This is a genomic window from [Rhizobium] kunmingense (assembly GCF_977018605.1).
Genome location: NZ_CDRNXG010000001.1, coordinates 1,902,699 through 1,928,949, shown reverse-complemented (window position 1 = coordinate 1,928,949; position 26,251 = coordinate 1,902,699). Strand labels below are relative to the sequence as shown.

At 61.5% G+C, this 26,251-nt stretch carries 24 protein-coding genes; 7 read left to right on the top strand and 17 right to left on the bottom strand.

Annotation, left to right across the window (positions count from 1 at the left end; translation table 11 throughout):
- Positions 1-2: 2 nt before the first annotated feature.
- The 8 genes from AC0JZ4_RS09070 to AC0JZ4_RS09035 all read right to left on the bottom strand — a co-directional run bounded on the left by AC0JZ4_RS09070 (position 3) and on the right by AC0JZ4_RS09035 (position 9,236).
- Positions 3-1,583 (bottom strand): FGGY-family carbohydrate kinase, encoded by a 1,581-nt coding sequence (locus AC0JZ4_RS09070; RefSeq protein ID WP_471886056.1) that lies wholly within the window; start codon positions 1,581-1,583, stop codon positions 3-5.
- 54 nt (positions 1,584-1,637) lie between these two features.
- Complete coding sequence (locus AC0JZ4_RS09065; protein WP_471886055.1) at positions 1,638-2,357, bottom strand: HAD family hydrolase; 720 nt, start codon at positions 2,355-2,357, stop codon at positions 1,638-1,640.
- Between the two features lie 8 nt (positions 2,358-2,365).
- Complete coding sequence (locus AC0JZ4_RS09060) at positions 2,366-3,850, bottom strand: mannitol dehydrogenase family protein (RefSeq protein ID WP_471886054.1); 1,485 nt, start codon at positions 3,848-3,850, stop codon at positions 2,366-2,368.
- A gap of 48 nt (positions 3,851-3,898) precedes the next feature.
- Positions 3,899-4,903 (bottom strand): ABC transporter ATP-binding protein, encoded by a 1,005-nt coding sequence (locus AC0JZ4_RS09055; protein ID WP_471886053.1) that lies wholly within the window; start codon positions 4,901-4,903, stop codon positions 3,899-3,901.
- Between the two features lie 12 nt (positions 4,904-4,915).
- A complete protein-coding gene (locus AC0JZ4_RS09050; protein WP_471886052.1) occupies positions 4,916-5,740 on the bottom strand; it encodes a carbohydrate ABC transporter permease in 825 nt (274 codons plus the stop codon).
- A gap of 11 nt (positions 5,741-5,751) precedes the next feature.
- Entirely contained in the window at positions 5,752-6,624 is an 873-nt protein-coding gene (locus tag AC0JZ4_RS09045) for a carbohydrate ABC transporter permease (RefSeq protein ID WP_471886051.1), read from the bottom strand.
- Positions 6,625-6,819: 195 nt separating this feature from the next.
- Positions 6,820-8,136 (bottom strand): ABC transporter substrate-binding protein, encoded by a 1,317-nt coding sequence (locus AC0JZ4_RS09040; RefSeq protein WP_471886050.1) that lies wholly within the window; start codon positions 8,134-8,136, stop codon positions 6,820-6,822.
- A 146-nt stretch (positions 8,137-8,282) separates the two neighbouring features.
- On the bottom strand, positions 8,283-9,236 hold the full coding sequence (locus AC0JZ4_RS09035; RefSeq protein ID WP_471886049.1) for a sugar-binding transcriptional regulator: 954 nt from the start codon (positions 9,234-9,236) through the stop codon (positions 8,283-8,285).
- A gap of 260 nt (positions 9,237-9,496) precedes the next feature.
- On the opposite strand from AC0JZ4_RS09035, the gene AC0JZ4_RS09030 reads away from it, so the two are divergent.
- Positions 9,497-10,528 carry a trans-3-hydroxy-L-proline dehydratase gene (locus AC0JZ4_RS09030; protein ID WP_471886048.1) on the top strand — a complete coding sequence of 344 codons (1,032 nt, stop codon included), beginning with the start codon at positions 9,497-9,499 and terminating at the stop codon, positions 10,526-10,528.
- A gap of 40 nt (positions 10,529-10,568) precedes the next feature.
- Here the strand turns inward: AC0JZ4_RS09030 and AC0JZ4_RS09025 are convergent, their stop codons facing one another.
- Together AC0JZ4_RS09025 and AC0JZ4_RS09020 are read right to left on the bottom strand one after the other, a co-directional pair.
- Positions 10,569-12,416, bottom strand: coding sequence for an ABC transporter ATP-binding protein (locus AC0JZ4_RS09025; protein WP_471886047.1), 1,848 nt, complete (start codon positions 12,414-12,416; stop codon positions 10,569-10,571).
- Between the two features lie 38 nt (positions 12,417-12,454).
- Positions 12,455-13,618, bottom strand: a complete 1,164-nt coding sequence (locus AC0JZ4_RS09020; RefSeq protein ID WP_471886046.1) for a M20 aminoacylase family protein — start codon at positions 13,616-13,618, stop codon at positions 12,455-12,457.
- Positions 13,619-13,941: 323 nt separating this feature from the next.
- On the opposite strand from AC0JZ4_RS09020, the gene AC0JZ4_RS09015 reads away from it, so the two are divergent.
- From AC0JZ4_RS09015 to AC0JZ4_RS09005, 3 genes are all read left to right on the top strand, one after another.
- Positions 13,942-15,651: a peptide ABC transporter substrate-binding protein gene (locus AC0JZ4_RS09015; protein ID WP_471886045.1), complete on the top strand. Its 1,710-nt coding sequence runs from the start codon at positions 13,942-13,944 to the stop codon at positions 15,649-15,651.
- A gap of 216 nt (positions 15,652-15,867) precedes the next feature.
- A complete protein-coding gene (locus tag AC0JZ4_RS09010; RefSeq protein WP_471886044.1) occupies positions 15,868-16,878 on the top strand; it encodes an ABC transporter permease in 1,011 nt (336 codons plus the stop codon).
- The gene (locus AC0JZ4_RS09005) at positions 16,871-17,797 is read left to right on the top strand and encodes an ABC transporter permease (RefSeq protein WP_471886043.1); all 927 of its coding nucleotides are present in this window, start codon (positions 16,871-16,873) and stop codon (positions 17,795-17,797) included. Before AC0JZ4_RS09010 ends, AC0JZ4_RS09005 begins: the two co-directional genes overlap by 8 nt.
- 296 nt (positions 17,798-18,093) lie before the next feature.
- Here the strand turns inward: AC0JZ4_RS09005 and AC0JZ4_RS09000 are convergent, their stop codons facing one another.
- On the bottom strand, positions 18,094-19,035 hold the full coding sequence (locus AC0JZ4_RS09000; RefSeq protein ID WP_471886042.1) for a sensor histidine kinase: 942 nt from the start codon (positions 19,033-19,035) through the stop codon (positions 18,094-18,096).
- A 376-nt stretch (positions 19,036-19,411) separates the two neighbouring features.
- On the bottom strand, positions 19,412-20,206 hold the full coding sequence (locus tag AC0JZ4_RS08995) for a response regulator (RefSeq protein WP_471886041.1): 795 nt from the start codon (positions 20,204-20,206) through the stop codon (positions 19,412-19,414).
- Between the two features lie 165 nt (positions 20,207-20,371).
- Between AC0JZ4_RS08995 and AC0JZ4_RS08990 the strand changes: the two genes are divergently transcribed.
- Together AC0JZ4_RS08990 and AC0JZ4_RS08985 are read left to right on the top strand one after the other, a co-directional pair.
- Positions 20,372-20,569, top strand: a complete 198-nt coding sequence (locus AC0JZ4_RS08990; protein ID WP_471887845.1) for a NepR family anti-sigma factor — start codon at positions 20,372-20,374, stop codon at positions 20,567-20,569.
- Positions 20,566-21,159, top strand: coding sequence for an RNA polymerase sigma factor (locus tag AC0JZ4_RS08985; RefSeq protein WP_471886040.1), 594 nt, complete (start codon positions 20,566-20,568; stop codon positions 21,157-21,159). The genes AC0JZ4_RS08990 and AC0JZ4_RS08985 overlap by 4 nt, the downstream gene beginning before the upstream one ends.
- A gap of 322 nt (positions 21,160-21,481) precedes the next feature.
- Here the strand turns inward: AC0JZ4_RS08985 and AC0JZ4_RS08980 are convergent, their stop codons facing one another.
- Together AC0JZ4_RS08980 and AC0JZ4_RS08975 are read right to left on the bottom strand one after the other, a co-directional pair.
- A complete protein-coding gene (locus tag AC0JZ4_RS08980; protein WP_471886039.1) occupies positions 21,482-21,940 on the bottom strand; it encodes a hypothetical protein in 459 nt (152 codons plus the stop codon).
- A 6-nt stretch (positions 21,941-21,946) separates the two neighbouring features.
- The gene (locus tag AC0JZ4_RS08975; RefSeq protein ID WP_471886038.1) at positions 21,947-22,288 is read right to left on the bottom strand and encodes an ElaB/YgaM/YqjD family protein; all 342 of its coding nucleotides are present in this window, start codon (positions 22,286-22,288) and stop codon (positions 21,947-21,949) included.
- Between AC0JZ4_RS08975 and AC0JZ4_RS08970 the strand changes: the two genes are divergently transcribed.
- The gene (locus AC0JZ4_RS08970; RefSeq protein ID WP_471886037.1) at positions 22,263-22,556 is read left to right on the top strand and encodes a hypothetical protein; all 294 of its coding nucleotides are present in this window, start codon (positions 22,263-22,265) and stop codon (positions 22,554-22,556) included. The genes AC0JZ4_RS08975 and AC0JZ4_RS08970 overlap by 26 nt on opposite strands.
- A gap of 113 nt (positions 22,557-22,669) precedes the next feature.
- Here the strand turns inward: AC0JZ4_RS08970 and AC0JZ4_RS08965 are convergent, their stop codons facing one another.
- From AC0JZ4_RS08965 to AC0JZ4_RS08955, 3 genes are all read right to left on the bottom strand, one after another.
- Positions 22,670-23,497 carry an ABC transporter permease gene (locus AC0JZ4_RS08965; RefSeq protein WP_471886036.1) on the bottom strand — a complete coding sequence of 276 codons (828 nt, stop codon included), beginning with the start codon at positions 23,495-23,497 and terminating at the stop codon, positions 22,670-22,672.
- The gene (locus AC0JZ4_RS08960) at positions 23,497-24,441 is read right to left on the bottom strand and encodes an ABC transporter permease (protein ID WP_471886035.1); all 945 of its coding nucleotides are present in this window, start codon (positions 24,439-24,441) and stop codon (positions 23,497-23,499) included. Before AC0JZ4_RS08960 ends, AC0JZ4_RS08965 begins: the two co-directional genes overlap by 1 nt.
- Before the next feature lie 181 nt (positions 24,442-24,622).
- Positions 24,623-26,173 (bottom strand): ABC transporter substrate-binding protein, encoded by a 1,551-nt coding sequence (locus AC0JZ4_RS08955; RefSeq protein ID WP_471887844.1) that lies wholly within the window; start codon positions 26,171-26,173, stop codon positions 24,623-24,625.
- Positions 26,174-26,251 lie beyond the last annotated feature (78 nt).

Sequence of the window (26,251 nt, the reverse complement as noted above, 5' to 3'; positions counted from 1 at the left end):
CGTTACGCCAGCGCCCGCAATTCCTCGCGATGCCGGATCATCGCCAGAAATCGCCGGTAATCGCGGTCGTGACAATCCCTGCGCTCCGGGTTCGGCAGGTATTCACGGCCCTCGGCATTCATCTGCGCAGCCGCGTCGAACAGCGATCCATGCAGTCCTCCGGCGACAGCCGCCGTCATCGCCGTACCGAGAAGAACCGCATCGCGCGCCTGCGGCACGACGACCCGGCAGCCGGTAACATCGGCGTAGAGTTCGATCAGATGCGGGTTGTTCACATGTCCGCCGGTCACATGCAGTGTCGTAAACCGGTAGCCGAAGCCCTGCATGGCATCGAGAATATGGCGGATCCCGAGCGCAATCGAAACGCAGCCGCGCCAGTAGCGCCGGCATAGGCCATCGAAGGACGTGTCGAGCGTCAGGCCGCTGATCACACCGGTCGCATGCGGGTCGGCCAACGGCGAGCGGTTGCCGTGAAAATCCGGCAGGATGTGAAGATTGGGGGCGATATCGCCGCCCGTTTCGGCGCGCATCTCTCCGATCCGGGCAATGATGCGCCCATGCAGTTCCGCCGTCGGTTCGCCGCCTGCCGCATGCATCTCGACGATATGGTCGAGCAGAGCGCCCGCCGCCGATTGCCCGCCTTCGACAAGCCAGTGGCCGGGCAGAACCGCCTCGTAATACGGTCCCCAGAGGCTGCGGCCGGGCTTGGCATCCCTGGCGAAGGCGACAATGCAGCTCGACGTGCCGCCGATCAGCGCCACGCTCGTTTCAAGCTCCGGCCCGCTCGCCGCCCCGGCCAGCGCCCCGAAGGCACCGGCATAGGCATCGATCAGCCCCGGCGCGACCTCAACATCGGTATCGAGCCCCAACGCCTGCGCCGCCTCGACGGACAGCCGTCCAATGGAACGCCCGACCTCTGCCGTATCGTCCGGCAAGCCGGCCTTTTCCTTCAGGTCGCCGACCCCGGCGAGATCCAGATAGTCCTGCTTCCAGCCCGGTGTCTCATGCGCCAGGTAATTCCACTTGGCCGTCACCGTACAGCGCGAACGTGCCGCCGATCCCGTCGCCTTCCAGGTCAGAAAATCCGCCAGATCGAAGATGAACCCGGCCTTCGCCCAGCTTTCCGGCCGCTTTTCCTTCAACCACTTGAGCTTCGGCATCTCCATTTCAGGCGACAGCGACCCGCCCGAAAAGTCGAGCACAGAATGCCCTGTCGCGGAAATTGTCTCCGCCTCGCCGATCGCCCGGTGATCGAGCCAGACGATCGTGTCCTGATCATCCCTACCCGTCGTCGAGACACTGAGCGGCTTGCCGTCACGGTCGCGCATGACCAGCGAACAGGTCGCGTCGAAGCCGATCGCGGCAATCCGCGAAGCGTCAAGCGCCGACTCGGCCAGTGCTGCCTTCACCGCATGGCAGGCGGCGGACCATATGTCCTCGGAGGAATGTTCGGCGTGATTTTCCTTCGGCCGGAACATGGCGATCGGATGCTTCGCCTTGGCGAGCAATCTGCCTTTGCGATCGAAAACGCCGGCGCGCGCGCTGGTCGTGCCGATATCGACCGCAACGAGATGGTCACGCATACGGATCTGTTTCCTGTCCCTGCACCGTTCACGGCGGCAGCCTGCACACGCGGTCTAAACCGCTTGCTGCGAAGCCGCTCCTCCGCGACCCTCCTTATAGGTTTGCACAAGGTGGAGCAAATCCGGCATGGCGTCAAACACGGCATCCGGTGAAAGCGCAGCGATCCGTTCACGATAACCGGAGACATTCGCATGCGATGCGCCGGTAAAGGCGAACACCGTCATTCCCGCCCGCTGCGCCGCCTCGATGCCCGCCGGACTGTCCTCGACGACGACGCAATCATGCGGCTCGATACCCATGTCACTTGCGGCATGCAGGAAAAGGTCCGGAGCCGGTTTGCCATTCTTCACCATCGTCGCACTGTAGATATGCGGCAACTTGTCGATCAGCCCGGTCAGCGTCAGCGACAGGCGGATACGGTCCGGGTTGCTGGACGACGCGACGCAGCGCGGCACGTTCAGGCGGTCGAGCGTCTCGCCGATCCCGGCGATCGGCTCAAGTTCCGTGCGAAACAGCCGGTAGAGATCGACCCTCAGGCTTTCGAGGAATTCCGGCCCCGTGTGAAAACCGTATTCCTCGTCCATCACCTGCTTCATCGTTGCAAGGCTGCGGCCGAGGAAGCGCTGATAGGCTTCCTCCTCGGCCATCTCGATACCGTGGCGACGGAAGGCCTCGACCAGAACCCGGACCGAAAGCGGCTCGCTGTCGACGAGCACGCCGTCGCAGTCGAAGATCACCAGGGGTCCGTTTGTCTGTCCGGCCGCGTCCGCCACGTCTCACCTCATTCCTGAACCAGCTTGTCGTCGAGATAAAGCTGCAGGGTCTTTGCCGTACCCTCGGTCCAGAGGGTCTTGAGGGCATGGGCGAAGCGCTTGCGGAACAGTTCGTTGCCGGAGACTTCGCCAAAGATCTCGTCAAAGACGAGGAAGGCTGCCGGATCGTCCTTGGCCTTCAGCGCAGCCGCCTGCAGTTTTTCCGCGCTGGTATCGTTGAACACGATCTTGCGACCCGAATCCGACGTGCCGGCGAAATAGCGGCACCACAGCGCCGAGACCAGCGACAGGCCGATGATGTCGTCGCCCTTGGCGAGACGATCGCGCGTCGAAGGCAGGATGAATTTCGGCTGGCGGTTGGAACCGTCCTGCGCCAGGCGCGGAATGGTGTCGCCGATCTTCGGGTTGAGGAACCGGCGCTCGATCAGGTCGAAATACTCGTCGAGATTTGTATCAGGTACCGGCGGCACGATCGGGATGATCTCTTCCTTCTCGAGCTTGGCAAGGAAGGCGCGGATCAGCGGATGTTCCATTGCCTCGTGGACGAAATGGATGTCGAGCAGCTCGCCCGGATAGGCGATCGTCGCATGGCCGCCGTTGAGAATGCGGATCTTCATCAGCTCGTAAGGGGCAACGTCGGGCACGAACTGCACGCCGACCTCTTCCAGCGCCGGGCGACCGGCCGGGAAATTGTCTTCCATGACCCACTGCTTGAACTCTTCGCAGAACACCGGCCAGTTGTCGTCGATGTTGAAGTCGCTTTTGAGGATGTCGACCTCACGCTGTCCGGTTGCCGGCGTGATGCGGTCGACCATCGAGTTCGGAAACGCCACATTGCCGTGGATCCACTCGGCAAAAGCCGGATCCGACATTTTGGCGAGACCGATGACGGTGTTCTCCGTCACATGGCCGTTGCCCGGAATATTGTCGCAGGACATGATCGTGAAGGGGGCAATGCCGCGCTCGCGGCGAACCTTCAGGCCGGCAAGGATCAGGCCGAACACGGTCTTGGGCGAAGTCGGGTTCTTGCCGTCTTCGACCATCGCCGGATGCGCGGGATTGAAATGGCCGGCCGCGTCGATGAAATAGCCGCCTTCGGTGATCGTCATCGAAACGATGCGGATCGCCGGATCGGCCAAGGTCTCGATCAGGCTCGCGGTCTCGCCCGGCGCAATGATGTCGATCATCGGCGCGGTCACGCGCGCACCGGTCTTGTTGTTGTCCTGCTCGACCACCGTCGTCAGGTAATCCTGGGACTTGAGCTTGTCGCGCATGGCGGCATCGGACGGCATCACGCCGGCGCCGACGATCGCCCAGTCTTGGCCCTTGCCCGTATTGAACAGGTCGTCGAGATAGACCGCCTGATGGGCGCGGTGGAAATTGCCGACACCGAAATGCAAAATGCCGGGCGTCAGGGTCTTCGGATCGTAGGCGGGCACACCAGCGGTCGCAGCGGCATCCTTGAGGCTTGCCAACGAAAGCTTCACAGTCATCTTCTCATACTCCGGTTGGCCTTGTTCAAGAGGCCGGTAGGATCTCAATCAGGGCTTGATTGCCAGGCCCTTGTCGTCGAAACGGTGCAGTCTTGTTTCATCCGGCGTCAGGTAGACTGTATCGCCGTGCTTTGCGCCGAACTCGCCGCCGGCACGCGCCGTCATCTGGCCGATGCCATCGACGTCGAGATGCAGGAAGGTGTCGGCGCCCAGATGTTCGGCAACCGAGACGGTGCCCTTCCAGGTACCGCTCTCCTTCGACAGCGCCATGTGCTCGGGGCGGATGCCGGCGGTGACGGCACCCTTCGCCTTGGCATAGTCGCCGGTGATCATGTTCATCCGCGGCGAGCCGATGAAGCCCGCCACGAACAGGTTGCGCGGCGTGTTGTAGAGGTCCATCGGCGAACCGACCTGCTCGATATTGCCGCGGTTGAGAACGACGATCTTGTCGGCCATGGTCATGGCCTCGATCTGGTCGTGGGTGACGTAGATCATCGTCGTCTTCAGCTGGTTGTGCAGATCGCTGATTTCCAGACGCATCGTCCCGCGCAGCGCCGCATCGAGGTTGGACAGCGGCTCGTCGAAGAGGAAGGCCGACGGTTCGCGCACGATCGCCCGGCCGATCGCCACGCGCTGGCGCTGGCCGCCGGAAAGCTGCGACGGACGGCGCTCCAGATAGTCGGTGAGGTTCAGAACCTTGGCGGCATCCTCGACTTTTTTGTCGATCTTCGCCTGATCCATCTTCGCCATCTTCAGCGGGAAGGCGATGTTCTTCCTGACCGTCATATGCGGATAGAGCGCGTAGGACTGGAACACCATGGCAAGCCCGCGGGCGGCCGGGGCCGCTTCCGTCACATCCTTGCCGTCGATGGTGATCGTGCCGCCGGTGACGTCTTCCAGGCCGGCGATCAGGCGCAAGAGCGTCGACTTGCCGCTACCCGACGGGCCGACGAAGACGACGAACTCGCCATCCTTGATTTCCAGATCGACCGACGGGATGACCTTGGCTTCGCCGAAATGTTTCTGAACGCCTTTGAGAGTAATGCTTCCCATGAGAGGTATTCCTTACTTAACCGCGCCAAACGTGAGGCCGCGAACGAGTTGCTTCTGGCTGAACCAGCCGAGGATGAGGATGGGTGCGATCGCCATGGTCGAGGCGGCCGAAAGCTTTGCCCAGAACAGGCCCTGCGGTGACGAGAACGAGGCGATGAAGGCCGTCAGCGGCGCCGCATTGGTCGTCGTCAGCTGGATCGTCCAGAACGCTTCGTTCCAGGCAAGGATGATGTTCAAGAGCAGCGTCGAGGCAATGCCCGGCACGGCCATCGGCGTCAGCACGTAGACGATCTCTTTCCACAGGCTCGCACCGTCCATCCTGGCGGCTTCCAGGATCTCGCCGGGAATTTCGCGGAAGTAGGTGTAGAGCATCCACACGACGATCGGCAGGTTGATCAGCGTCAGCATGACGGTGAGGCCGATGCGGCTGTCGAGCAGGCCGAAATTGCGGAACAGGATGAAGATCGGCAGCAGCACCGCGACCGCCGGCATCATCTTGGTCGACAGCATCCACATCAGGATGTCCTTCGTCCGCTTGGTCGGCGAGAACGCCATCGCCCACGCGGCCGGGATCGCGATGATCAGCGCCAGGATGGTGGAGCCGACCGACAGGATGACCGAGTTCATGAACGGCTTGAAGTAATCACGCTGCGTCTGCACCGTGACATAGTTCTCGAACGTGCCGGAGGGGATGAGCGAGAAGCCGGCAATGGCTTCCTGTTCCGTCTTCAGGCTGGTGACGAATGCGTAGAGGATCGGAAAGAAGATGACGAGTGCCACGACCCATGCGGCGATGGTCCAGCCGATCTTGGCTCCGGTTGTTACTTTGCGTGCCATGATCTTCTCCCCTACTTGTCCAGGTTCTTGCCGACGGCGCGCATCAGGAAGATGGCGACGATATTGGCGAGAACGACGGCGATGATACCACCTGCCGCACCGCCGCCGACGTCATAGCCGAGACGTGCGGTACGATAGATGAGGAAGGTGAGGTTGGTCGAAGCGTAGCCCGGTCCGCCATTGGTGGTGACGAGGATTTCCGCATAGATACCGAGCAGGAAGATCGTCTGGATCAGGATGACGACGGTAACGGCGCGCGAAAGATGCGGCACCGTCAGGTAGATGAAGCGGTTGAAGAAGTTCGCGCCGTCCATCTCCGCTGCTTCCCTCTGCTCGCTGTCGAGCGACTGGAGCGCGGTGAGCAGGATCAGCGTCGCGAATGGCAGCCACTGCCAGGCGACGATGATGATCACGGAAAACAACGGGTACTGCGCAAACCAGTCCACCGGCTGTGCGCCGAAGAACTTGGCGATGTCGGCAAACACGCCGTAGCCCGGATGCATGATCATGTTCTTCCAGATCAGCGCCGCGACCGGCGGCATGACGAAGAAGGGCGAGATCACCAGGATGCGCACGATGCCCTGGCCGAAGATCGGCTGATCGAGCAGCAGCGCGATCGCGGTGCCGCCGATGACGGTGATGGCGAGCACGCCGAGCACCAGGACCAGCGTGTTCCAGATCGACTGGAAGAAGGCGGGGTCGGTGTAGAAATACTGGTAATTGAAGAAGCCGGCGAACGAGACATTCATCGGCGTCAGGAGATTGTAGTTCTGGAACGAATAGTACAGCGTCATTGCGAGCGGCACGATCATCCAGATCAGAAGAACGATGACGGAGGGCGCCATCATCAGGCGTGCCAACGTCTTGGTATTCTGCGTTGCCATCTTTTAGGACCCTCCCACGAGCCTTGGAGCTCTAGTTGCCGTGCAGGTTCAGTTCGGGCGGGAACGACCGGCACGGAGGCATGCTGTTTGTTTTTATAGGGTAGATGAGGAAGACGGCGAGATGCGCGGCATCGAACCCGTCTGGGGCGGGCCGCCCGGAAGAACCGGACAGCCCTTATCCTTGGGAGGAAACCCTTACTTGATGTATCCGGCGCGGGTCATGTCGCGGGTTGCCGTCGCCTGAGCGGCGGCAAGTGCGTCGTCGACCGTCGACTGGCCGGCGATGACTGCCGAGAACAGCTGGCCGACCGTGGTGCCGAGTGCCTGGAATTCAGGGATCGTCACGAACTGGCCGCCCGTATAGGGAACCGGCTTGACGGTCGGCTTGGTGATGTCGGCAGCATCCATGGCGGCAAGCGTCGGAGCGGCGAACGGGGCAGCCTTCTGGTACTCATCGTTCTTGTAAAGCGAAGTGCGCGTGCCCGGAGGAACGTTTGCCCAGCCTTCCTTGGAAGCGACGAGCTCGGTATATTCCTTGCTGGTTGCCCAGGAGATGAACTTCTGTGCGGCCTCGGCCTTCTGCGAGGAAGCAGGCACCGCGAGGTTCCACGACCACAGCCACTTGCCGTGGTTGTCGATGCCTTCCTTGTTCGGGAAGATCGCGTAACCGACCTTGTCGGCAACCGTCGAGTCCTTCGGGTTGGACACGAAGGAAGCGGCGACCGTCGCGTCGATCCACATGCCGCACTTGCCCTGCTGGAACAGCGTCAGGTTTTCGTTGAAGCCGTTGGAAGAGGCGCCCTGCGGGCCGGTATCCTTCATCAGGTCGGCATAGAACTGCAGCGATGCCTTCCATTCCGGCTGGTCGAACTGCGGCTTCCAGCTTTCGTCGAACCAGCGACCGCCGAACGAGTTGTTGAGAGCCGAGAGGAACGCCATGTTCTCGCCCCAGCCGGCCTTGCCACGAAGGCACATGCCGCTGACATCGGCGCCGCGATCGGTGATCTTGCGGGCAGCGTCGGCGATGAATTCCCAGGTTGGAGTTTCCGGCATGGTCAGGCCGGCCTTCTCGAACAGGTCCTTGCGGTACATGATCATGGCGGATTCGCCATAGAAAGGCGCCGCATAGAGCTTGCCATCGACGGAAAGACCGCCGCGGATCGCCGGCAGCAGATCATCCATGTCGTAATTGTCACCAAGACCTTCGAGCGGCAGCAGCCACTGCTGCTTGGCCCAGATCGGAACTTCGTAATTGCCGATGGTGACGATGTCGTACTGGCCGCCGTTTGCGGCGATATCGGTGGTCACGCGCTCGCGCAGGACGTTCTCTTCAAGGGTAACCCAGTTTACCTCGATATCAGGGTTTGCCTTGGTGAACTCCGAGGTCAGCGACTGCATGCGAACCATGTCGCCGTTGTTGACCGTTGCGATGGTGAGGGTTTCGGCAGATGCCGACGAGGCGACGAAAGCCATGGCCGAGCATGCGCCCAGCAAAAAAGTCTTCAATGTCATATCTTCCTCCCGAGAAGATGTTTGCGAGCATTCGCTTTGCTCATGGGCAATTACTTACTATCGGCTGACAGAAGTCAACACGGATTCGTTGCTGCACTGCGATTTAAACGTTTTAATATATTGATTATATTGACTAAATTATTTGCTCACAGGGCGAGCAACCGCTCAGCGGACGCCTCGTCGGTGATAATTCCGTTGATCAATCCGCCCTTCAGCGCCGCTGCCATGGCCGGAATTTTCCGCGTGCCCTGGGCAATTCCGATGACGGAACTCGTGTCCCGTGAAGGTATCGGAACGCTTGCGACGCGCTCGTTCACCGCATGCTCCAGAAGCCTCCCCTTCTGGTCATAGACCCAGCCGCAGATTTCGCCTGCCGCACCACTTTCGACGAGCTTGACCATATCCTCGCTGTCGAGAAATCCGTCGACACAGAGCGGGCCGTCGACACCCAACTCCCCGATACCCACAAAGGTTGCATCCGCCTGCGCGCCGAGCGACAGCGTCGAGCGCACCAGCGCCTGATCATGCAGGGTCTCCCGCTCCTCGGCAGAGGAACAGAGCACCGGCAAGGGCATGGGAAAATGCCGAGCCTTGATCGCATCGGCCATGGAGAAGATGACGTTGTAGAACGCGGCAGAGCCATCCGGCCCGATATTGCCGGTGAGCGACACGATGCGATGCTGCGGGCACTCCATCGGCGGCAGCTGGTCGACAGCTGCCTTCAGCGTGCGGCCCGTTCCGATGGCGATGACGATCGGCTCCGGTCGCTTCAGCCATCGTTCGATTTCTGCCGCCGCCGCCTCGGCGATACCGATGGTCGACGACGAACCGGACGTATCGCTTGGCACGATTTCGCAATGACGCAGCCCGTATTTTGCCTTGAGCCGCTCGGCCAGTTCCAGGCAGGCGGCGATCGGATGATCGAGCCTGACCTTGATCAACCGCTCGGCAACCGCAAGCGATACGAGCCTTTGTGCCGACTGTCGCGAAATCCCCATGGCCGATGCGATTTCGTCCTGCGTGCGCCCGGCCACGTAATAGAGCCAGCCGGCTCTCGCCGCATCATCCAGCCGCCCCTGGTTGTCAGACCGTTTTGCCATGCAGAAATCTCCTCTGGCAATTTGCTGACATGTTTTCAGAGCGGCTGTCAAACTGTTGCTTTGAGGATATGAAATTTGCGCGAGCAAAATATCCGGCGGGAAAAAGCCCTAGCCAATCACGATGCACGACGGCAGGACGCTTGCGAAAAAATCCCATGTTTCAAACGGTTGCCCTGCGTTCCCAGCAACCGCCTGCCGCTTGACAATACGCCCGATGCCGACTGTTAATTGCCGACCGTACAACATTCGGGGCCGACAGAATGCGCACGTCGAAGATCATCCATGTCGTCACCTGCCATGCTGAAGGCGAAGTCGGCGATGTGATCGTCGGGGGAGTAGCACCGCCGCCGGGAGACACCATCTGGGAACAGTCGCGGTTCATCGCCAAAGACCGGAGCCTGCGCAATTTTGTCCTGAACGAGCCGCGCGGCGGCGTCTTCCGCCACATCAACCTGCTTGTCCCGCCCAAAAACCCGAAAGCCCAGATGGGCTGGATCATCATGGAGCCGGAAGACACGCCGCCCATGTCCGGCTCGAACTCGATCTGCGTCTCGACCGTATTGCTCGACAGCGGCATCATTCCGATGACCGAGCCGGTTACGAGAATGGTGCTCGAAGCGCCGGCAGGCCTCGTCGAAGTAGAAGCCGAGTGCCGCAACGGCAAGGCAGAACGCATCACCGTCACCAATGTCAAAAGCTTTGCCCAGAAGCTGGATGCCAGGCTGGATGTTCCAGGCCTCGGCACGATCAGGGTCGACACGGCCTATGGCGGCGACAGCTTCGTGGTTGTCGATGCGCAAGAGATCGGCATCGACCTCATCCCGGAAAACGCCCGCCTGATCGCCGAGACCGGCATCAGGATCACCAAGGCCGCCAACCAGCAGCTGGGCTTCTCCCACCCGGAAGACACCGGCTGGAACCACATTTCATTCTGCCTCTTCGCCGGCAAGCCTTACGAGGAAGACGGCCAGTTGATGGCAAAGTCGGTGGTCGCCATCCAGCCCGGCAAGATCGACCGCTCGCCGACCGGCACCGCAGTATCAGCCCGCATGGCGCTCATGAACGCCCGTGGCCAGTTGAAACGGGGCGACAGCCTGTTGGGCATCTCGATCATCGGCACCCGCTTCCTCGGAAAGATCGTCGAGGAAACCACGATCGCCGGCGAAAAGGCGATCATCCCATCGATTACCGGTCGCGCCTGGATCAGCGGCACCTCGCAGCTGATGCTCGATCCGGACGATCCCTTCCCGGCCGGCTACAAGCTCTCCGACACCTGGCCGATGATCCGCTGACGTCGCCCCCCGCGAAACCGGGGGCGATGTGTCCGTACGGTTACGCCACCTGCACGATGTGCCCGGCCGAGACCTCGCGGTACTCCCTGACCGGCGGTACGTAGTCGACGCTGCGGATCGGGCTCTTGATCTCGTCTACCGCCATGTTGCGGCGCATCGAGCGACGTGCGGGATCAGGCACCGGCACCGCCGCCATCAGCTTCTTCGTGTAGGGATGCTGGGGATTTTCAAACACCGCAGCCCTCGGCCCGATCTCGACGATCTCTCCGAGATACATGACCGCCACACGATGGCTGACCCGCTCCACCACCGCCATATCGTGGGAGATGAACAGGAAGGCGAGCTTCAGGCTCTGCTGCAGGTCGAGCAGCAGGTTGCAGACCTGCGCCTTGATCGACACGTCGAGCGCCGAGACCGCCTCGTCCGCGACGATCACCTTCGGGTCGAGAATCAGCGCGCGGGCAATCGCCACGCGTTGCCGCTGACCGCCGGAAAACTCGTGCGGGAACCGCTTCATCATGTCGGCGGAAAGGCCGACCTTTTCCATCAGCGCCGCCGCCTTTTCGCGTGCCTGCGCCTTGGTGCCGAGCCCGTGCTCGACGAACGGCTCCATCACCGCCGATCCGACGCTCATGCGCGGATTGAGCGAGGCGAACGGGTCCTGGAAGATCATCTGGACAGACCGGCGCATGTGACGGAGCGTAGGCTGGTCTAGCTTCATCACATCGTAGCCGTCGAGCGTGACATTGCCGCTCGTCGGGTTGATCAGCCGTGTGACGGAACGCCCGGTTGTCGACTTGCCGCAGCCCGATTCGCCGACCAGCGAAAGCGTTTCGCCCTCGTAGAGATCGAAAGAAACCTTCTCCACCGCATGCACCGCACCCGTCTTGCGGCCCAGGAGGCCGGAATGGATGTCGAAGCGCGTCGTCAGGTCGCGCACGTCGAGGATCGGCGTCTTGCCCTTGGCGACCGTATCGGTCACGTCGGCCAGAACCTGCTGCTCGCCGGTATTGATGTCGATACTCGGGAAGCGCAGCGGCAGCTTGCGATCGCCCATCGAACCTAGCCGCGGCACGGCTGAAAGCAGCGCCCGCGTATAAGGATGCTCGCCGCGATGGAAGATATTGCCGGTCGGCCCGGTCTCCACCTGGTCGCCACGGAACATCACGATCGTCCGGTCGGCCACTTCCGCCACCACGCCCATGTCGTGGGTGATGAAGAGAACGGACATGCCCTCCTCTTCCTGCAGCTGCTTGATCAGGTCGAGGATCTGCCCCTGGATCGTCACGTCGAGCGCTGTCGTCGGTTCGTCGGCGATCAGCAGTTTCGGCTTGGAGGCGAGCGCCATGGCGATCATCACACGCTGTCGCATGCCGCCCGAAAACTGGTGCGGATATTCGTCGAACCGGCTTTTGGCGTTCGGAATACGCACCTTTTCCAGAAGCCGGATGACTTCCGCCTTCGCCTCAGCCTTGGAAATACTCCGGTGGACCGTCAGCGCCTCGGCGATCTGCTTGCCTATAGGAAAAATAGGATTAAGCGACGTCATCGGCTCCTGGAAGATCATCGAGATGTCGTTGCCGCGCACCTGCCGCATCTGTTCTTCCGGCAGCGCCACCAGTTCCTTGCCCTGCAGGAAGATCTGCCCCTCGATCCGGCTCGTCTTCTTCGGCAGAAGCCGCATGATCGACAGCGACGTCACCGACTTGCCCGATCCGGATTCGCCGACGATCGCCACCGTCTCGCGCGGCGCGATATCGAAGGAAATGTTGCGCACCACGGTCTTCCACTCATCGCCGACGCGGAAGGATGTGGACAGGTTACGGACGGACAGGACGGGGGCGACCGAACCGCCTCCCTCTTCCATGGCATTTCCGGACAACAGCATCGAATTCCCCTTTTTATATATCGGTTTTCTGTTCCGGATCAGGCGGCAAGCGCCGTCTCGGCCAGTGTCACCCAGTAGCTGACGCCATAGGGGATCGCCTCGTCATTGAAGTCATAGGCCGCGTTGTGCAGGCTCGCCGTATCGCCGTTGCCGATGAAGATGAACGCGCCGGGGCGCTGTTCCAGCATGTAGGAAAAGTCTTCCGCGCCCATATGTGGATTGACGTTGCCGTTGACGGCCTTCGGTCCCGCCACCTTTCCGGCAATCTCGATGGCGAATTCCGTTTCCGCATCGTGATTGAAGGTCACTGGATAGCCGCGCCGATAAAAGACATCCGCCGTTGCCCCATGCACCTCGGCTGTCGCCTTGGCCACCGCCGTCAACCGCTTTTCGGCGAAATCACGCGTTTCAGGCAGAAGCGTGCGCACCGTGCCGACCAGTTTCACCGTATCGGGGATCACATTATTGGCATCGCCGCCATGGATGGACGCGACGGTGACGACCAGCGATTTCAGCGGATCGGTCTCGCGCGCGACGATCGATTGCAGGGCGATCACCACATGCGATGCGGTCAGCACCGGATCGATCGAATTATGCGGTTGCGCCGCATGGCTGCCGCGGCCGTTGATGGTGATCTCGAACACGTCGGCAGCCGCCATGATGCCGCCCTTGCGGATGGCGAAATTGCCGACCGCAAGCCGCGGCTCGTTATGCATGCCATAGACTTCCTTGATGCCGAACTTGTCGATGAACCCGTCGTTGATCATCGCCAGTGCACCGGCACCGCCCTCTTCCGCCGGCTGGAAGATCACCGCCACGGAACCCTTGAAATTGCGTGTCTCTGCAAGATATTGCGCCGCCCCGAGCAGCATCGCCGTATGGCCGTCATGGCCGCAGGAATGCGCCTTGCCCGGCGTCTTCGATGCCCACGGCTTGCCGGACGTCTCGAAGATCGGCAGCGCATCCATGTCGGCGCGGAAACCGATCACCGGACCATCGCCCTGACGGCCCTTGATCAGGCCGACGACACCGGTCTTGCCGATGCCGGTCTCAACCACGTCGCAGCCGAAGGAGGAAAGCTTCTCTGCAACGAATTTCGACGTCTCGTGAACATCGTAGAGCAGCTCGGGATTCTGGTGCAGATGCCGGCGCCATTCGGCCACCTGATCCTGCATCTCGGCTACGCGATTGATCACTGGCATTACGGCACCTCGTTGTTTTTTCTGGATTTCCCACTCTGAGTGGGCGGATATTGCGATGCTTGTGCAAGCTTTTGCAAGAGCCAATTTTCGATCTTGAACGAAAAACAGGCTTATGCTTTGATCGCTCAAAATTTGTTCAAAGACGTTTTTTACAAAGGAGTGAACCGGTCGCGGCGAATTGCAATATCGCGACTTTGGGCAGCAGCCCGGCATCCGCCGGAAGGGCAGACAGGCAAAATGCCGCTGTCCGGGAGATCCGGCAGGAAGACGCTTCGACCACGGCAACACAACTCGTCAAGAGAATCACAAAGGGGAATAGCAGCATGCGGAAACTCAAACTTCTTCTGGCCGGCACAGTCGCCGCGCTGGCACTTTCGGGTGCAGCCGCGCACGCCGAGCGCGGCACGGATGGTGATCTGAAGATCCTGTTCTGGCAGGCCGTATCGACCATGAACCCGTATCTGTCGGGCGGCACCAAGGAAGTTCTGGCCTCCTCGATTGTCATCGAGCCGCTGGCACGCACCGATGAGAAGGGCGAACTGGTGCCGTGGCTGGCGTCTGAAATCCCGACACTGGAAAACGGCGGCCTCGCCCAGGATCTGCTCAGCATGACCTGGAAACTCCGGCCCGGCGTCAAATGGTCGGATGGCACGGACTTCACCGCCGAGGACGTCATCTTCACCTGGAAATACTGCACGGCGCCCGATGGCGGCTGCGCCCAGGCCGCCCAGTATGAAGGCGTCAAGAATGTCGAGGCGGTCGATCCGTTGACTGTCAGGATCACCTTCGACGAACCCAAGCCCTACCCCTACTCCGCCTTCGTCGGCGGCCAGTCGCCCATCATCCAGGCCGCCCAGTTCAAGGATTGCGTCGGCGCCGCGGCGCCCGGCTGCACCGCGGCAAACTTCGGCCCGATCGGCACCGGTGCCTTCGTCGTCTCCGATTTCAAACCGAACGACGTGATCACCCTCACCGCCAACCCGAATTACCGCGATGCCGCCAAGCCGGCCTTCGCCTCCGTGACCCTCAAGGGCGGCGGCGACGCGGCCTCGGCCGCTCGTGCGGTGCTGGAAACCGGCGAATACGATTACGCCTGGAACACGATGGTTGAACCGGAAGTGCTGGCATCGATGATGGCCGCTGGCAAGGGCCGCCTGGAATCCGCCTTCGGCACCAATGTCGAGCGCATCAACCTCAACCACTTCAACGCCGATCCGTCGCTCGGCGACAAGCGCTCCACCAAGGAAGCCGGCCCGCATCCGTCGCTGACCGATCCGGCCGTGCGCCGCGCCCTGTCGCTCGCCATCGACCGCAGTCTCATCGTCGAGGCAGGCTATGGTGAAGCGGGCCGTGCCACCTGCAACATCGTTCCCGCTCCGGCAGCCGTCGCCTCCACCGCGAATGACGAATGGTGCCTGCCGCAAAACATCGAGGAAGCCAACAAGATCCTCGATGAAGCCGGCTGGGCACGCGGCAGCGACGGCATCCGCGCCAAGGACGGCGTCAGGCTTTCCTATCTCTATTCCACGTCCACCAACTCGGTGCGCCAGGCGACCCAGGAACTGGTCAAGTCGATGTGGGCGGAGATCGGCGTCGATGCCGAACTGCGCAACGCCTCTGCCTCCGTCTTCTTCGGCGGCGACCCGGCAAGCCCGGACACGTTCCAGAAATTCTATGCCGACGTCGAAATGTACACCAACAACTTCGACGGCACCGACCCGGAAAAGTATCTGGCGGAATGGCTGTGCGACAAGATGCCGAGCCCGGCAAACGGCTGGCAGGGCCAGAACATCCCGCGTTACTGCAACCCGGCCTATGACACGCTTGTCGGTGAACTCTCCAAGACCGCCGAGCCGGAAAAGCGCGCCGAAATCTCCAAGCAGCTCAACGACATGCTGACGACGGAAGGCGCGCATATCCCGCTCGTCCACCGCGGCGACCTCTCGGCATTCGCCGTCACGCTCGAAGGCGTCAGGATGAATGCCTGGGACAGCCAGGTGTGGAACATCGCCGACTGGTCTCGCGCAAAGTGATGCCGTCGACCGGGTTGGTCCCTGACCGGCCCGGTCCACCCTTCGCGAGCATGTCTGGGGGAAGACGAACAGGCTTCGTTTCCCGATCGACATCGACCGAAGCGGCGCAGCGATGGGCCCCGTCTCAGCGGGGCCGATCTACAAGGCATAGCTAAACCCGCGACGCCGCCGGCCCAGGTCGCAAGGCCAGGCTGCGCAGCCCGGAGAAAGTTCCAGATGTTCACATACACGTTGCGACGATTGTTCTTCGCAATTCCGACGCTGCTGATCATCAGCTTCGTCATTTTCGCGCTGCTCGATCTTGCCCCCAGCGATCCGACCGGCGACCTACCGCTGACGATCCCGCCGGAAGTGCGCGAGCAGATCCGCGCCTCGCTCGGCCTCGATCAGCCCTTCCTCATCCGTTATCTAAAATGGTTGCAGCAGTTCTTCATCAACGAGCCGCTGAACATTTTCGAAAGTCTGACCGGCTGGCAGTTCGGTGACGGCGAGCGGATGCGCGTCCTATCCTGGGCTACCCGCAGCCCCGTCGTGGATCTCATCGTCCAGCGCCTGCCGCAGACGCTCTGGGTCGTCGGCCTTGCCTATGTCTTCGGCATTCTCATCGCCATCCCGATCGGCGTCATCTCCGCCTACAAGCAGTATTCGATCTTCGACCAGATCGGCACCTTCATCTCGATGATCGGCTATTCGGTCCCGACCTTCTTCACCGGTGTTCTGCTGATCGTCATCTTCTCCTCCTACCTGCAGTGGTTCCCTTCGGTTTACGACACCAATCTGCGGGTGACTGATTTCGACAGCTTCCTCGCCCAGATCCGTCAGATGGCGCTGCCGGTCTTCGTGCTGGCGCTCTACAACGCCTCGCAGATCGCCCGCTTCGTGCGCGCGTCCATGCTCGACAACCTGCACCAGGACTATGTCCGCACCGCCCGTGCCAAGGGCGTCAAGGAAAAGGCCGTGCTGCTCGTCCACGTCCTGCGCAACAGCCTCATCCCGGTCGTCACCGTCATCGCGCTCGGCGTGCCCACCGTCTTCTCCGGCGCCATCATCACCGAACAGGTGTTCCGCGTGAATGGCCTCGGCCAGCTGCTGATCACCGCCGTTCAGGGGGCCGATATCCCGCTCGTCCAGACGCTCACCTTCATCTTCGCGGTGCTGATCGTCCTCTTCAACCTGATTGCCGATGTGCTTTACGGCATTCTCGATCCGAGGATCCGCTATGACTGATGCGACCATCACCTCCCCCGCGCCGACCATTGCCGCCGGCCCTGCCCGTTCGGCCTTTGCCGACATGTGGAAGCAGTTCCGCGCCCACAAGGGCGGCGTCGTCGGCCTGTTCACCTTCACCTTCATTCTGCTTGCGGTTTATGTCGGCCCGTATATCCACACGGTCGCGCCGAATGCACTGAATGTGCGCGAGCGCAACCAGTGGCCATCGCTTGCCCATCCGTTCGGCACCGACAACCTTGGCAAGGACATGCTTGCCCAGGTTCTGGCCGGCGGCCGCATCTCGCTTGCGGTCGGCATCACTTCCATGCTGCTGGCCCTCGTGCTCGGCACGCTGGTCGGCGTCCTCTCGGGGTATTTCCGCAAGCTCGACGGCCCGCTGATGCGCCTCACCGACCTCTTCCTGGCGTTGCCGCTATTGCCGCTGCTGCTCGTCATCATCATGCTGTTCCGCGATACGCTGCGCTCCTATTTCGGCCCGGAAACCGGCATCTTCATCCTCGTCGTCTTCGTCATCGGCATCACCAGCTGGATGCACACGGCCCGCATCGTTCGCGGTGACGTTCTGGCGGTAAAGAGTCAGGAATTCGTGCTGGCGGCAAAATCGAGCGGCATGCGCGAGTACCGCATCGTCCTGAAGCACATCGTTCCCAATGTGCTGTCCTCGATCATGGTCTCGGCGACGCTCGGCATCGCCTCCGCCATCATCACGGAATCGGCGCTTTCCTTCCTCGGCCTCGGCTTCCCGTCGGACTTCCCGACCTGGGGACGCCTTCTGTTCGACGGCGCCAACTTCCTGCAGCTGACGCCCTCGCGCGTGCTGTGGCCCGGCCTTGCCATTTCGATGACGGTACTGAGCGTCAACTACATGGGCGACGCCATCCGCGACGCGCTCGATCCACGCGCCGTCAAGCGCTGACCAGCCTTTAAGGAGAGCCCCCTTGGCTCACATTGAAACGGCGGCGAAAGCCGCCGTTTACCGTTTTCCGGAGAGCTGATTATTTCGCAAAAAGTCGGGAACCTTATTTTGGGTCGTCCGTTATCAGGATATCCGAAGGCGACCCCCCGTCCCCCGCCCTACAAAGCCTTCGGATAGCTCTTCAATCCCCCTCGAAGAGACGAGCCGGCTCGGTTTCCCAAGGAAACCGAGCCGGATTTGTTTTGAGCTTTTGAAATTCCGTGGTGACGGAGAACAGGCGGCGGGGAAACGCGGGATTATTCGCCGCCGATATCCAGCGGGAAGCGCAGCTTATAGCCGATACGCTCCTGGGAAATCTCGTACTGCGCCTTGCCGTTGACGGAAGCCGGCACGACGCGCTCCAGCACCGTGCTGCCGAAATGGGCCTTCAACCCCTCTTCCGACGTATCGCTATCCTCGCCCGGCAAAAGCGCCTCGTTCCAGCTCATTTCCAGATAGTCGTGGCCGTCGACATGCATCTTCGTGCAGTTGATCTCGATCGGTCGCGCACCGCGCAACAACGAACCGTGGCTGACCGCGTTGACGATCAGCTCGTGCAGCGCAAGACCGAGATGCAGCGACGCGTTTGGCGTCAAAAGCACATTGTCGCCGGAAATCTTCACCCGGTGCGGCGTATCGGGCAGGTATTTTTCCGTCTGCTGCCGCACGAGGTCATGGAAATAAGCACCGCGCCAACTGGAATCGGTGATCAGGTCCTGGCTTTGCGACAACGAGTACAAGCGGCCGCGAAACTTGTTGAGGAAAAGGTCAAGCGATCCCGAATGGCGCGCGGTCTGCAGCGCGATGCTCTGGATGATCGCAAGCAGGTTCTTCGATCGGTGGCTGACTTCGCGCAACAATGCGCGCAGCAGCCGCTCGCGATGGCGCTCCTCCGAACGGTCGATGATCGTGGTGACGAGATGCAATCCGCTCGGCTGGAATTCGACGGCCTGTACGCGGAACTCGAAGATCTGGTCGGAACCGACGGTGACCTCGATATGGCCCTTCTTGCCACACTCGGTCATTGCGCGTTTCAAGGCGGCAAGCTTGACGGCCACCTCATCGCCGAACAGGCCGGCATCGGTCGGGTTCGCCAGCTTTTGAACTGCCCACACGTCCGGCAGGTTGGCGACGTAGAGATAGTCGAAATCCTTGTTCTGGATCATGACGCTGGCGCCGAGATCCACCAGCGCGGGCATGAAGAATTCCCGCAGCTTGTCATCACTCTGACCCGCTTGCTGCCATATCAGCGGCTGCGCCAATCTTGCCACTCCGTCTACCGCCTCATCCGATGACACCTTGAAGGCGACGCCGGATGTTCGTGTTGCTCTTAAAGGACCCAACCGCTGCGCGGACACAACAGGATCGATCCAACATGCGTTGCGTGAAGAAGACGGCAGATACACTGACTTCGAACGCGCCGGCCCGGACACAACTAGCATCCGAACCCGCAGTCTCAGACTATCGTTAAGAATAGGCACAAGACGATTAAGACAAGGGGTAGCAGGCCGCAAAAATCCGACCCGCTACGACCTTACACGGCTTTTTGTTCCAGCCGCCCCACGAGTGTGGCCATTATGCCGCGGCCTTAACCGCCTCGTTGAAGAACAGCGCCTGGCTGATCAGCGCCTTCACCATATCCGGGTTGAACGGCTTGGTAACGAGGAATGCCGGTTCCGGACGCTCGCCCGTCAACAGCCGCTCCGGGAACGCGGTGATGAAGATCACCGGCACGGAAGAGGTCTTCAGGATCTCGTTCACCGCATCGATGCCGGAGCTGCCGTCGGCGAGCTGGATATCGGCCAGAACCATCTTCGGACGGGAAGATTGGAACAGCGACACCGCTTCCTTGTGCGTCCGGGCGATACCCGTCACGCGATGGCCGAGGTCCTGCACCATCTGCTCGATGTCGAGCGCGATGAGCGGCTCGTCCTCGATGATCATGATGTCGGTCGCGACCTGACGCGAGATCTCGCGCGATGCCTCGTCAAGCAGCTTGCTGACTTCGGCAGTGCTCACGTCGAGCACTTCGGCCGCTTCCTCGATGGTGAAGCCTTCGACCGAAATCAGCAGAAAGGCGTGGCGCGCATGCGACGGGATCGACGACAGGTTTGCGGCAGCACGCTGCTCCCATGCGAAGGGAGACTCGATCGGGCGGATCTCGATGGCGGTGGAACCAAAGATTGCGACGAAGAGTTTGTAAAGCGAAACGCGATCTTTCGAACTTTCCGGAAAAATGGAGACATCGGCAATCAGCGCTTCAAGAACGGCCGCCACATATGCGTCTCCGGACGTCTGCGATCCGGTGACCGCACGGGCATACCGTCGCAGGTACGGAAGGTGAGACGCAACGCGTGTGGTGAGTGACATAAATATTCTCCCCTGGGCCCGAATGGGCAATTGACGTGGGATTAACGTGGGACTGCAAAATAAGTTCCGCAAGACGGAACTTTTTTTGATCTCGGGCATTATGTACCCGATGATTTGCAAGCAGGCGCCCGAGTGATGAGTGAAGAGACCAGAAAAAAGCATGATATGACAACAGCTCAGCCCCCTCAGATAAAACCCGGTTCCGCGGCCCCGAATGCTTCTATTTCGAGGAAGCTGAAGGAATTCTACGAGGCCGTTCAGGAAGAAGGCATCCCGGACCGTTTTCTCGACCTGCTGGAACGCCTGGAAGCGGCTGAAAAGGCGCATACCGCAGCCGAAGCAAAGGCGGTGGATGCTACATGAGCACAGAGCTCCAGTCCCAAAAGACTGACGTGCAGGCGGACCAGGATGACCGCGCCTTCAAGCGCGACCTTCTCGCCTCGCTGCCCAATCTCCGCGCCTTCGCCGTCTCCCTGACCGGCCGCCACGACAAGGCGGACGATCTGGTACAGGACACGATCATGAAGGCCTGGGCCAATCAGAAGAGCTTTACCGCCGGCACCAACATGCGGGCTTGGCTGTTCACAATCCTGCGCAACGAATTCTACAGCCAGATGCGCAAGCGCGGCCGTGAGGTGCAGGATACCGATGGCCTGTTCTCCGAACGCTTCTCGGTGCATCCGGAACAGTATGGCCGCCTTGACCTGCAGGATTTCCGCGAGGCGCTCGAGAAGCTGCCGGAAGACCAGCGCGAAGCGATCGTACTGGTCGGCGCTGCCGGGTTTGCCTATGAGGAAGCCGCCGAAATCTGCGGCTGCGCCGTCGGCACGATCAAGAGCCGCGTCTCGCGCGCCAGAACCCGCCTTCAGGAACTGCTCGGCGTTTCCGGCGAAAGCGACTACGGCCCGGACGCCGGCGATGCCGCGATCACCGCAAGGGCGTTCGGCAGCTGATCATTCGAACGCGCGCGCAGGATCATCACAAAGGTCGCCTCCGGGCGGCCTTTTTTCTTTGGAGGAGAGGCCTTTCACCTTCATCTAAAAGGCGTGGCGCTCACCCTAACCTTCTCCCTGTGGGGACAGAAGGGACGTGCTGGATACCGCGTGTCAGGGAGATCGAGGCAACCGCAGTGCTCCATCCCCTTTTCTCCCCCGCCCGCGCGGGGAGAAGAAGATGCCGGCAGGCGGATGACGGGACCGCGCCCGCATCCCGCAACAAAAAAGCCGCCCGAGAACCCCGAGCGGCTTTCCATCATCCAGACTCTTGCGAAAACCTTCACTCCGCTGGAGGCGGCCCCTGCCTTGGGTCTCCGCCCTTGCCACCCTTCGTTGCCAGAAAACCGAGCCCGCCTGCGACGGCAAGCAGCATCAACGGCTTCGACTTCATCAGGAGCGGCAGCGTCGAAACGGCAGCCGTCATCATCAGTGCCCGCTGGCTGTTGGCGGCCATCTCGCGCTTCTTGCGGCGCTGATCGGCGGCGTTCATGATCATCACGATGGCGATCATGAAAAGCGCCATGCCGATCATCCCGCCGGCGATTACCAGCATCGCCATCGGCAGGCCCCAGCGTTCACCCAGATGAATGGCGAGTGCCGCAACAAGCAGCCCGTAGGCCGTCCATAGAAACGCAGCCGCGATCCCGTAAAGGATCGCGTTGCGTTTGATCTTTCGCTTCATCGCCGTCACATCCGTCGAGATAAAGGATGCGATCAGCGGCCCCAACGCGGTCAGCATTCAGGATCAGCGACGCGTCAGAAGCGCAAAGACGAAGCCGACACCGGCAGCGATCGCCACCGACTGGATCGGGTTCGTGCGGATCTGACCCTCAAGGTCGCGCTCCCAGCTCAGCGCCTGGTTCTTGGCGGCCTCGGCGATCTGGTAGGAAGCGTCGGTCGCATCGGCTGCAGCACGCTTCGCCCGGCTCTTCACTTCGGAAGCCTTGTCGTTGCCGACGGCGGCAACCGTCTTGGCAAGTGCCGAGATATCCTCGCGCAGCTGTTCCAGCTGCAGTTCGATATCCTTGGTCGACGCGGCGGAACCGGTGCGCGGAAATTCGGTGGTCGTCGAGGTCGATGCTGGCATGACGGTCTCCTGTTTGATCATGTTCGATTTTGCGGCAGTCGATGCTTTGGTTTTGCGTGGTCCACGCTTGGGTGCAGCCTTGACTGTTTCCCTGACGCTTGCCTTGGCGACGTCAGCGTTCAGGGACGTGGCTGATGAACGCTTCGCCCGCACCTTTTTAACAGGCGCCGTGGAAGAAGCCTCTGCGGGCACGGCCGAAGCCGGCTGGACAGCCTTTTTACGGGTTCTCGTAATCTTCGGCTTGTCTGCAACGTCGTTCAATCGATGACTCCCCTACCCGCCGTTCACGGCAACACAAAACCTGCATGCCAATGGCTGCATCCCGACAACGGGTTGTGTCGGAGATTGTTCCAATCCCGGACAGGAAAATGCGAGAAAGGCTCAGCGCTGGCGGAAACGCGGATCAAGCAGGTCGCGCAAGCCATCGCCGAGCATGTTGAGGCCCAGAACCGCAAGCGCGATCGCCATGCCCGGCAGGATCGCCAGCCACGGCGCCTGGCCGAAGAATGTCTGGCTGTCGGCGAGCATCCGTCCCCATGTCGGCGCTGGCGGCGGCATGCCGAGCCCGAGAAAGGAAAGCCCCGCTTCGGTGAGGATCGCCAGCCCCAGTTGGATCGTCACCTGCACGATGATCTGGCTGGAAATATTCGGCAGGATATGCACGAGGGTGATCTTCGCCTTCGACCGGCCGATGCCGATGGCTGCCATCACATAGTCGCGCGCCCAGATCTGTTTCGCCCCTGCAAGCGTCAGCCGCGCGAAAACCGGCACCATGAACACGGCGATGGCGATCACCGCGGTAAACCGCCCCGAGCCGAGAAACGCCCCGAGCATCATCGCCGACAGGATCGGCGGCACGGCAAAGATGATGTCGCAGCCGCGCATGACGACGAGTTCCAGCCATCCTCTTTGCATGGCGACGACGACCCCGACCGCCGAGCCGATCGCGGCGCCGATTGCCACGGCCAGGAACGAGGTCGACAACGAATTCCACGCGCCGACCATCAGCATCGAGGCGACGTCGCGGCCGAACGGGTCCGTGCCAAGCATGCCCCCCGGCCCGAACGGCGGCTTCAGCCGCTGCACGATATTCATCCGGGACGGAAGCGACGGCGTCCAGACCAGTGAGAGGAGCGCCACGGCGACCAGCGAAAGCGTGATCATGGCGCCGATGACGAGCACCGGCCGATTTCGGACGAATGCCCCCATCACGCCGTCCTCAACCGCGGATCGATCGCCAGATAGGCGAGATCGACGAGGAAATTCATGATGATGACGAGGGCGGAGAAGAACAGCACGACATCCTGCATGACGATGATGTCGCGCTGCGCCAGCGCCTGGTAGGCAAGTCGCCCCAGCCCCGGCAGGTTGAAGACGTTTTCCACCAGCACCGCGCCGGCGATCAGGAAGGTGAACTGCAATCCGATCATGGTGACGACCGGGATAGCCGCATTCGGCAGCGCATGCCGCCACACGGCGGCGCGCTCGCCCAGGCCCTTGGCCCGTGCCGTGCGGACGAAATCCTCGTTCATCAATTCGAGAACCGCACTGCGCGCCACCCGCGTCAGCACGCCGGCCTGCGGCAGAGCGAGCGCCACCGCCGGCATGAGAAGCGCCGTCAGCCCCGCCATCAGCCCCGCATCCCAGCCGGGAAAGCCGCCCGCCGGCATCCAGCCGAGACCGGTTGCGAATGCGATGATCAGCAGCAACCCCACCCAGAAGGCCGGCACCGCGATCGACACATAGGAAAAGGCTCCGACGAGATGATCGACCAAGCCGTTATGCCGCTGCGCCGCCATCACCCCGAACGGCACGGCAATCGCGATGGACATGACGACGGCCATCAGCGCCAGCGGCAGCGTCACCGCCAGCCGCTCGGCGATCAGCCCCGCCACCGGCACGCTATACGTATAGGACTGCCCCAGATCGCCTTGGAACATGCCGGAAAGCCAGGCGAGATAACGCAGCATCATCGGCTGATCGAGCCCCATCTGCGCACGCAGCGCCGCCAGCGTCTCCGGCGTCGCCGACGTCCCCAGCATGATCGCCGCCGGATCGCCGGGCAGAAGGTTCATGACCGAGAAGATAAGGAGCGACACGACGAGCAGCGTGACGATAAGGCTTGCGATACGGCGGATGAGGATGGAGATCATGGGATGCGGATCTCCAATCTCGCCCCTTGCGGGGCAGATGTCGGCAGAGCCGACAGAGGGGAGTGGTTCAGCACATTCGGTTTGCGAAGAGAATGGGGAGCCACCCCGCTCTGCCCTGCCGGGCATCTCCCCCTCAAGGGGGGAGATCGGTATGCCGCACCGGCCTGCACTACCAAAACCCTCACTCTTCCCAATGAACCTCGGCCAGCACATTCGACGGGATCGGCTCGTTCTCCCACAGGCCTTTCACCTTCTTGTCCCATATGCCGAGCTTCGGCATGACGAACAGGAACAGCGACGGCACGTCTTCGGCCAGAATCGTCTGCGCCTCGCCATAAAGCGCATCCTGTTCGCCGACATCCGCGGTCGCCTCGACCTTGTCGAGGACGGCATTGAACGCCGGGTTCTTGTAATTGAAGTAGTAGGGATCGCGGGCGTAGATATCGATGTCCATCGGCTCCGCATGGGCAACGATGGTCATGTCGTAATCGGCGGCCTTCAACACGTCCGCCACCCATTTCGCCGGAAACTCGGTGGTCTCGATATTCATCGTCACACCGATTTCTGCAAACAGCGCCTGCAGGATCTGCGATGAACGCTGCGCATAGACCATCTGCGGCGCCTTCATGGTGAAGGAAAAACCGTCGGCATACCCGGCCTCGGCCAGAAGCGCCTTGGCCTTTTCGATGTCGTAGGCATAGACTCCGGTCAGGTCCTTGTAGCCGCGGTCGTTCGGCGTGTAATGGCTGCCGATCGGCGTGCCGTAGCCGGACCACGCGCCTTCCACCACCATCGCCCGGTCGACCGCCATCATCAGCGCCTGCCGCACGCGCTTGTCGGAAAACGGCTTGCGGGCATTGTTCATGCCGGCGACGACCTTGAGTTCGGTATTGCCGATCACCGTTGCCAGCCGCTCGTTGCCCTCGAAGGAAGAGACGAGTTCCGGCGCACCGAATTCCGGAAACGCATCGACATCCCCTGCTGTCAGGGCTGCCGCCTGCGCCTGCGGATCGTTGATGAAGCGGAAAGACGCCGTCTCCAGCCTCACGGCAACACCCTTGTTCCAGTAGTCGGCATTCTTCTTCAGGTCGACCTTGGTGCCCTTGGCCCAGCTGTCAAAGATGAACGGCCCGGTTCCGACCGGATTGGATCTGTTGGCTTCCGCCGTCGAAGGCTCCACCATCACCGCTGCCGGCCAGCCGAACCAGTACAGCAGGCTTCCGGTCGGCTGCTTGAGTTTCAGAACCAGCGTCGCCGCATCGGGCGTCTCGATCGTGTCGATCGAGGTGAAATAGCGTTTCTGCGGATTGACGCTGTCTGCACCCCGCGCACGGTCCAGCGTGAACTTGGCGACCGAACTGTCGAAGGCGACGCCATTGTGGAACTTGACGCCCTCGCGCAGCTTGAACGTATAGGTCTTGCCGTCGTCCGAAATCGTCCAGCTTTCCGCCAGTTGCGGCTGTACCTTGCCGTCCCTGTCGATCGTCGTCAGGCCTTCGAAAATGTTCTGCCAGGTCACCTGCCCGATCATCACCTGCGCGCCGATCGTCGGGTCCAGCCCGCCCGGTTCGACCGCCATGCCGACCGACACGGACGTCTTCGGCGCCGCATGGGCCAAGGGGACGGCAACGGGTGCAACAAACGTCACGCCGGCGGTAAGTGCAAGAGCCAAGGTCCGGGCCATGACGGCGCGGCGTGAAATCGCCCCTCCGAGGCTTCCCCAGGAGATCATGTTCTGCATTCCTAACGCTCCCCGTTTTCGCTGACTGCAGCTTCTTTGGTATCAATCTAAGGACATTTCGCACCCGCA

What these genes read in the sequence shown, in the direction of transcription:
- AC0JZ4_RS09020 (WP_471886046.1), bottom strand. Translation starts at nt 13,618, where the DNA reads ATGCCAGTGATCAATCGCGTAGCCGAGATGCAGGATCAGGTGGCCGAA.
- AC0JZ4_RS08960 (WP_471886035.1), bottom strand. Translation starts at nt 24,441, where the DNA reads ATGATCTCCATCCTCATCCGCCGTATCGCAAGCCTTATCGTCACGCTG.
- AC0JZ4_RS09055 (WP_471886053.1), bottom strand. Translation starts at nt 4,903, where the DNA reads ATGGGAAGCATTACTCTCAAAGGCGTTCAGAAACATTTCGGCGAAGCC.
- AC0JZ4_RS09050 (WP_471886052.1), bottom strand. Translation starts at nt 5,740, where the DNA reads ATGGCACGCAAAGTAACAACCGGAGCCAAGATCGGCTGGACCATCGCC.
- AC0JZ4_RS08995 (WP_471886041.1), bottom strand. Translation starts at nt 20,206, where the DNA reads ATGTCACTCACCACACGCGTTGCGTCTCACCTTCCGTACCTGCGACGG.
- AC0JZ4_RS09030 (WP_471886048.1), top strand. Translation starts at nt 9,497, where the DNA reads ATGCGCACGTCGAAGATCATCCATGTCGTCACCTGCCATGCTGAAGGC.
- AC0JZ4_RS08975 (WP_471886038.1), bottom strand. Translation starts at nt 22,288, where the DNA reads ATGCCAGCATCGACCTCGACGACCACCGAATTTCCGCGCACCGGTTCC.
- AC0JZ4_RS08955 (WP_471887844.1), bottom strand. Translation starts at nt 26,173, where the DNA reads ATGATCTCCTGGGGAAGCCTCGGAGGGGCGATTTCACGCCGCGCCGTC.
- AC0JZ4_RS08990 (WP_471887845.1), top strand. Translation starts at nt 20,372, where the DNA reads ATGACAACAGCTCAGCCCCCTCAGATAAAACCCGGTTCCGCGGCCCCG.
- AC0JZ4_RS09025 (WP_471886047.1), bottom strand. Translation starts at nt 12,416, where the DNA reads ATGCTGTTGTCCGGAAATGCCATGGAAGAGGGAGGCGGTTCGGTCGCC.
- AC0JZ4_RS08965 (WP_471886036.1), bottom strand. Translation starts at nt 23,497, where the DNA reads ATGGGGGCATTCGTCCGAAATCGGCCGGTGCTCGTCATCGGCGCCATG.
- AC0JZ4_RS09035 (WP_471886049.1), bottom strand. Translation starts at nt 9,236, where the DNA reads ATGGCAAAACGGTCTGACAACCAGGGGCGGCTGGATGATGCGGCGAGA.
- AC0JZ4_RS08980 (WP_471886039.1), bottom strand. Translation starts at nt 21,940, where the DNA reads ATGCTGACCGCGTTGGGGCCGCTGATCGCATCCTTTATCTCGACGGAT.
- AC0JZ4_RS09060 (WP_471886054.1), bottom strand. Translation starts at nt 3,850, where the DNA reads ATGACTGTGAAGCTTTCGTTGGCAAGCCTCAAGGATGCCGCTGCGACC.
- AC0JZ4_RS09040 (WP_471886050.1), bottom strand. Translation starts at nt 8,136, where the DNA reads ATGACATTGAAGACTTTTTTGCTGGGCGCATGCTCGGCCATGGCTTTC.
- AC0JZ4_RS09005 (WP_471886043.1), top strand. Translation starts at nt 16,871, where the DNA reads ATGACTGATGCGACCATCACCTCCCCCGCGCCGACCATTGCCGCCGGC.
- AC0JZ4_RS09070 (WP_471886056.1), bottom strand. Translation starts at nt 1,583, where the DNA reads ATGCGTGACCATCTCGTTGCGGTCGATATCGGCACGACCAGCGCGCGC.
- AC0JZ4_RS09010 (WP_471886044.1), top strand. Translation starts at nt 15,868, where the DNA reads ATGTTCACATACACGTTGCGACGATTGTTCTTCGCAATTCCGACGCTG.
- AC0JZ4_RS09000 (WP_471886042.1), bottom strand. Translation starts at nt 19,035, where the DNA reads ATGCCCGCGCTGGTGGATCTCGGCGCCAGCGTCATGATCCAGAACAAG.
- AC0JZ4_RS09045 (WP_471886051.1), bottom strand. Translation starts at nt 6,624, where the DNA reads ATGGCAACGCAGAATACCAAGACGTTGGCACGCCTGATGATGGCGCCC.
- AC0JZ4_RS09015 (WP_471886045.1), top strand. Translation starts at nt 13,942, where the DNA reads ATGCGGAAACTCAAACTTCTTCTGGCCGGCACAGTCGCCGCGCTGGCA.
- AC0JZ4_RS08985 (WP_471886040.1), top strand. Translation starts at nt 20,566, where the DNA reads ATGAGCACAGAGCTCCAGTCCCAAAAGACTGACGTGCAGGCGGACCAG.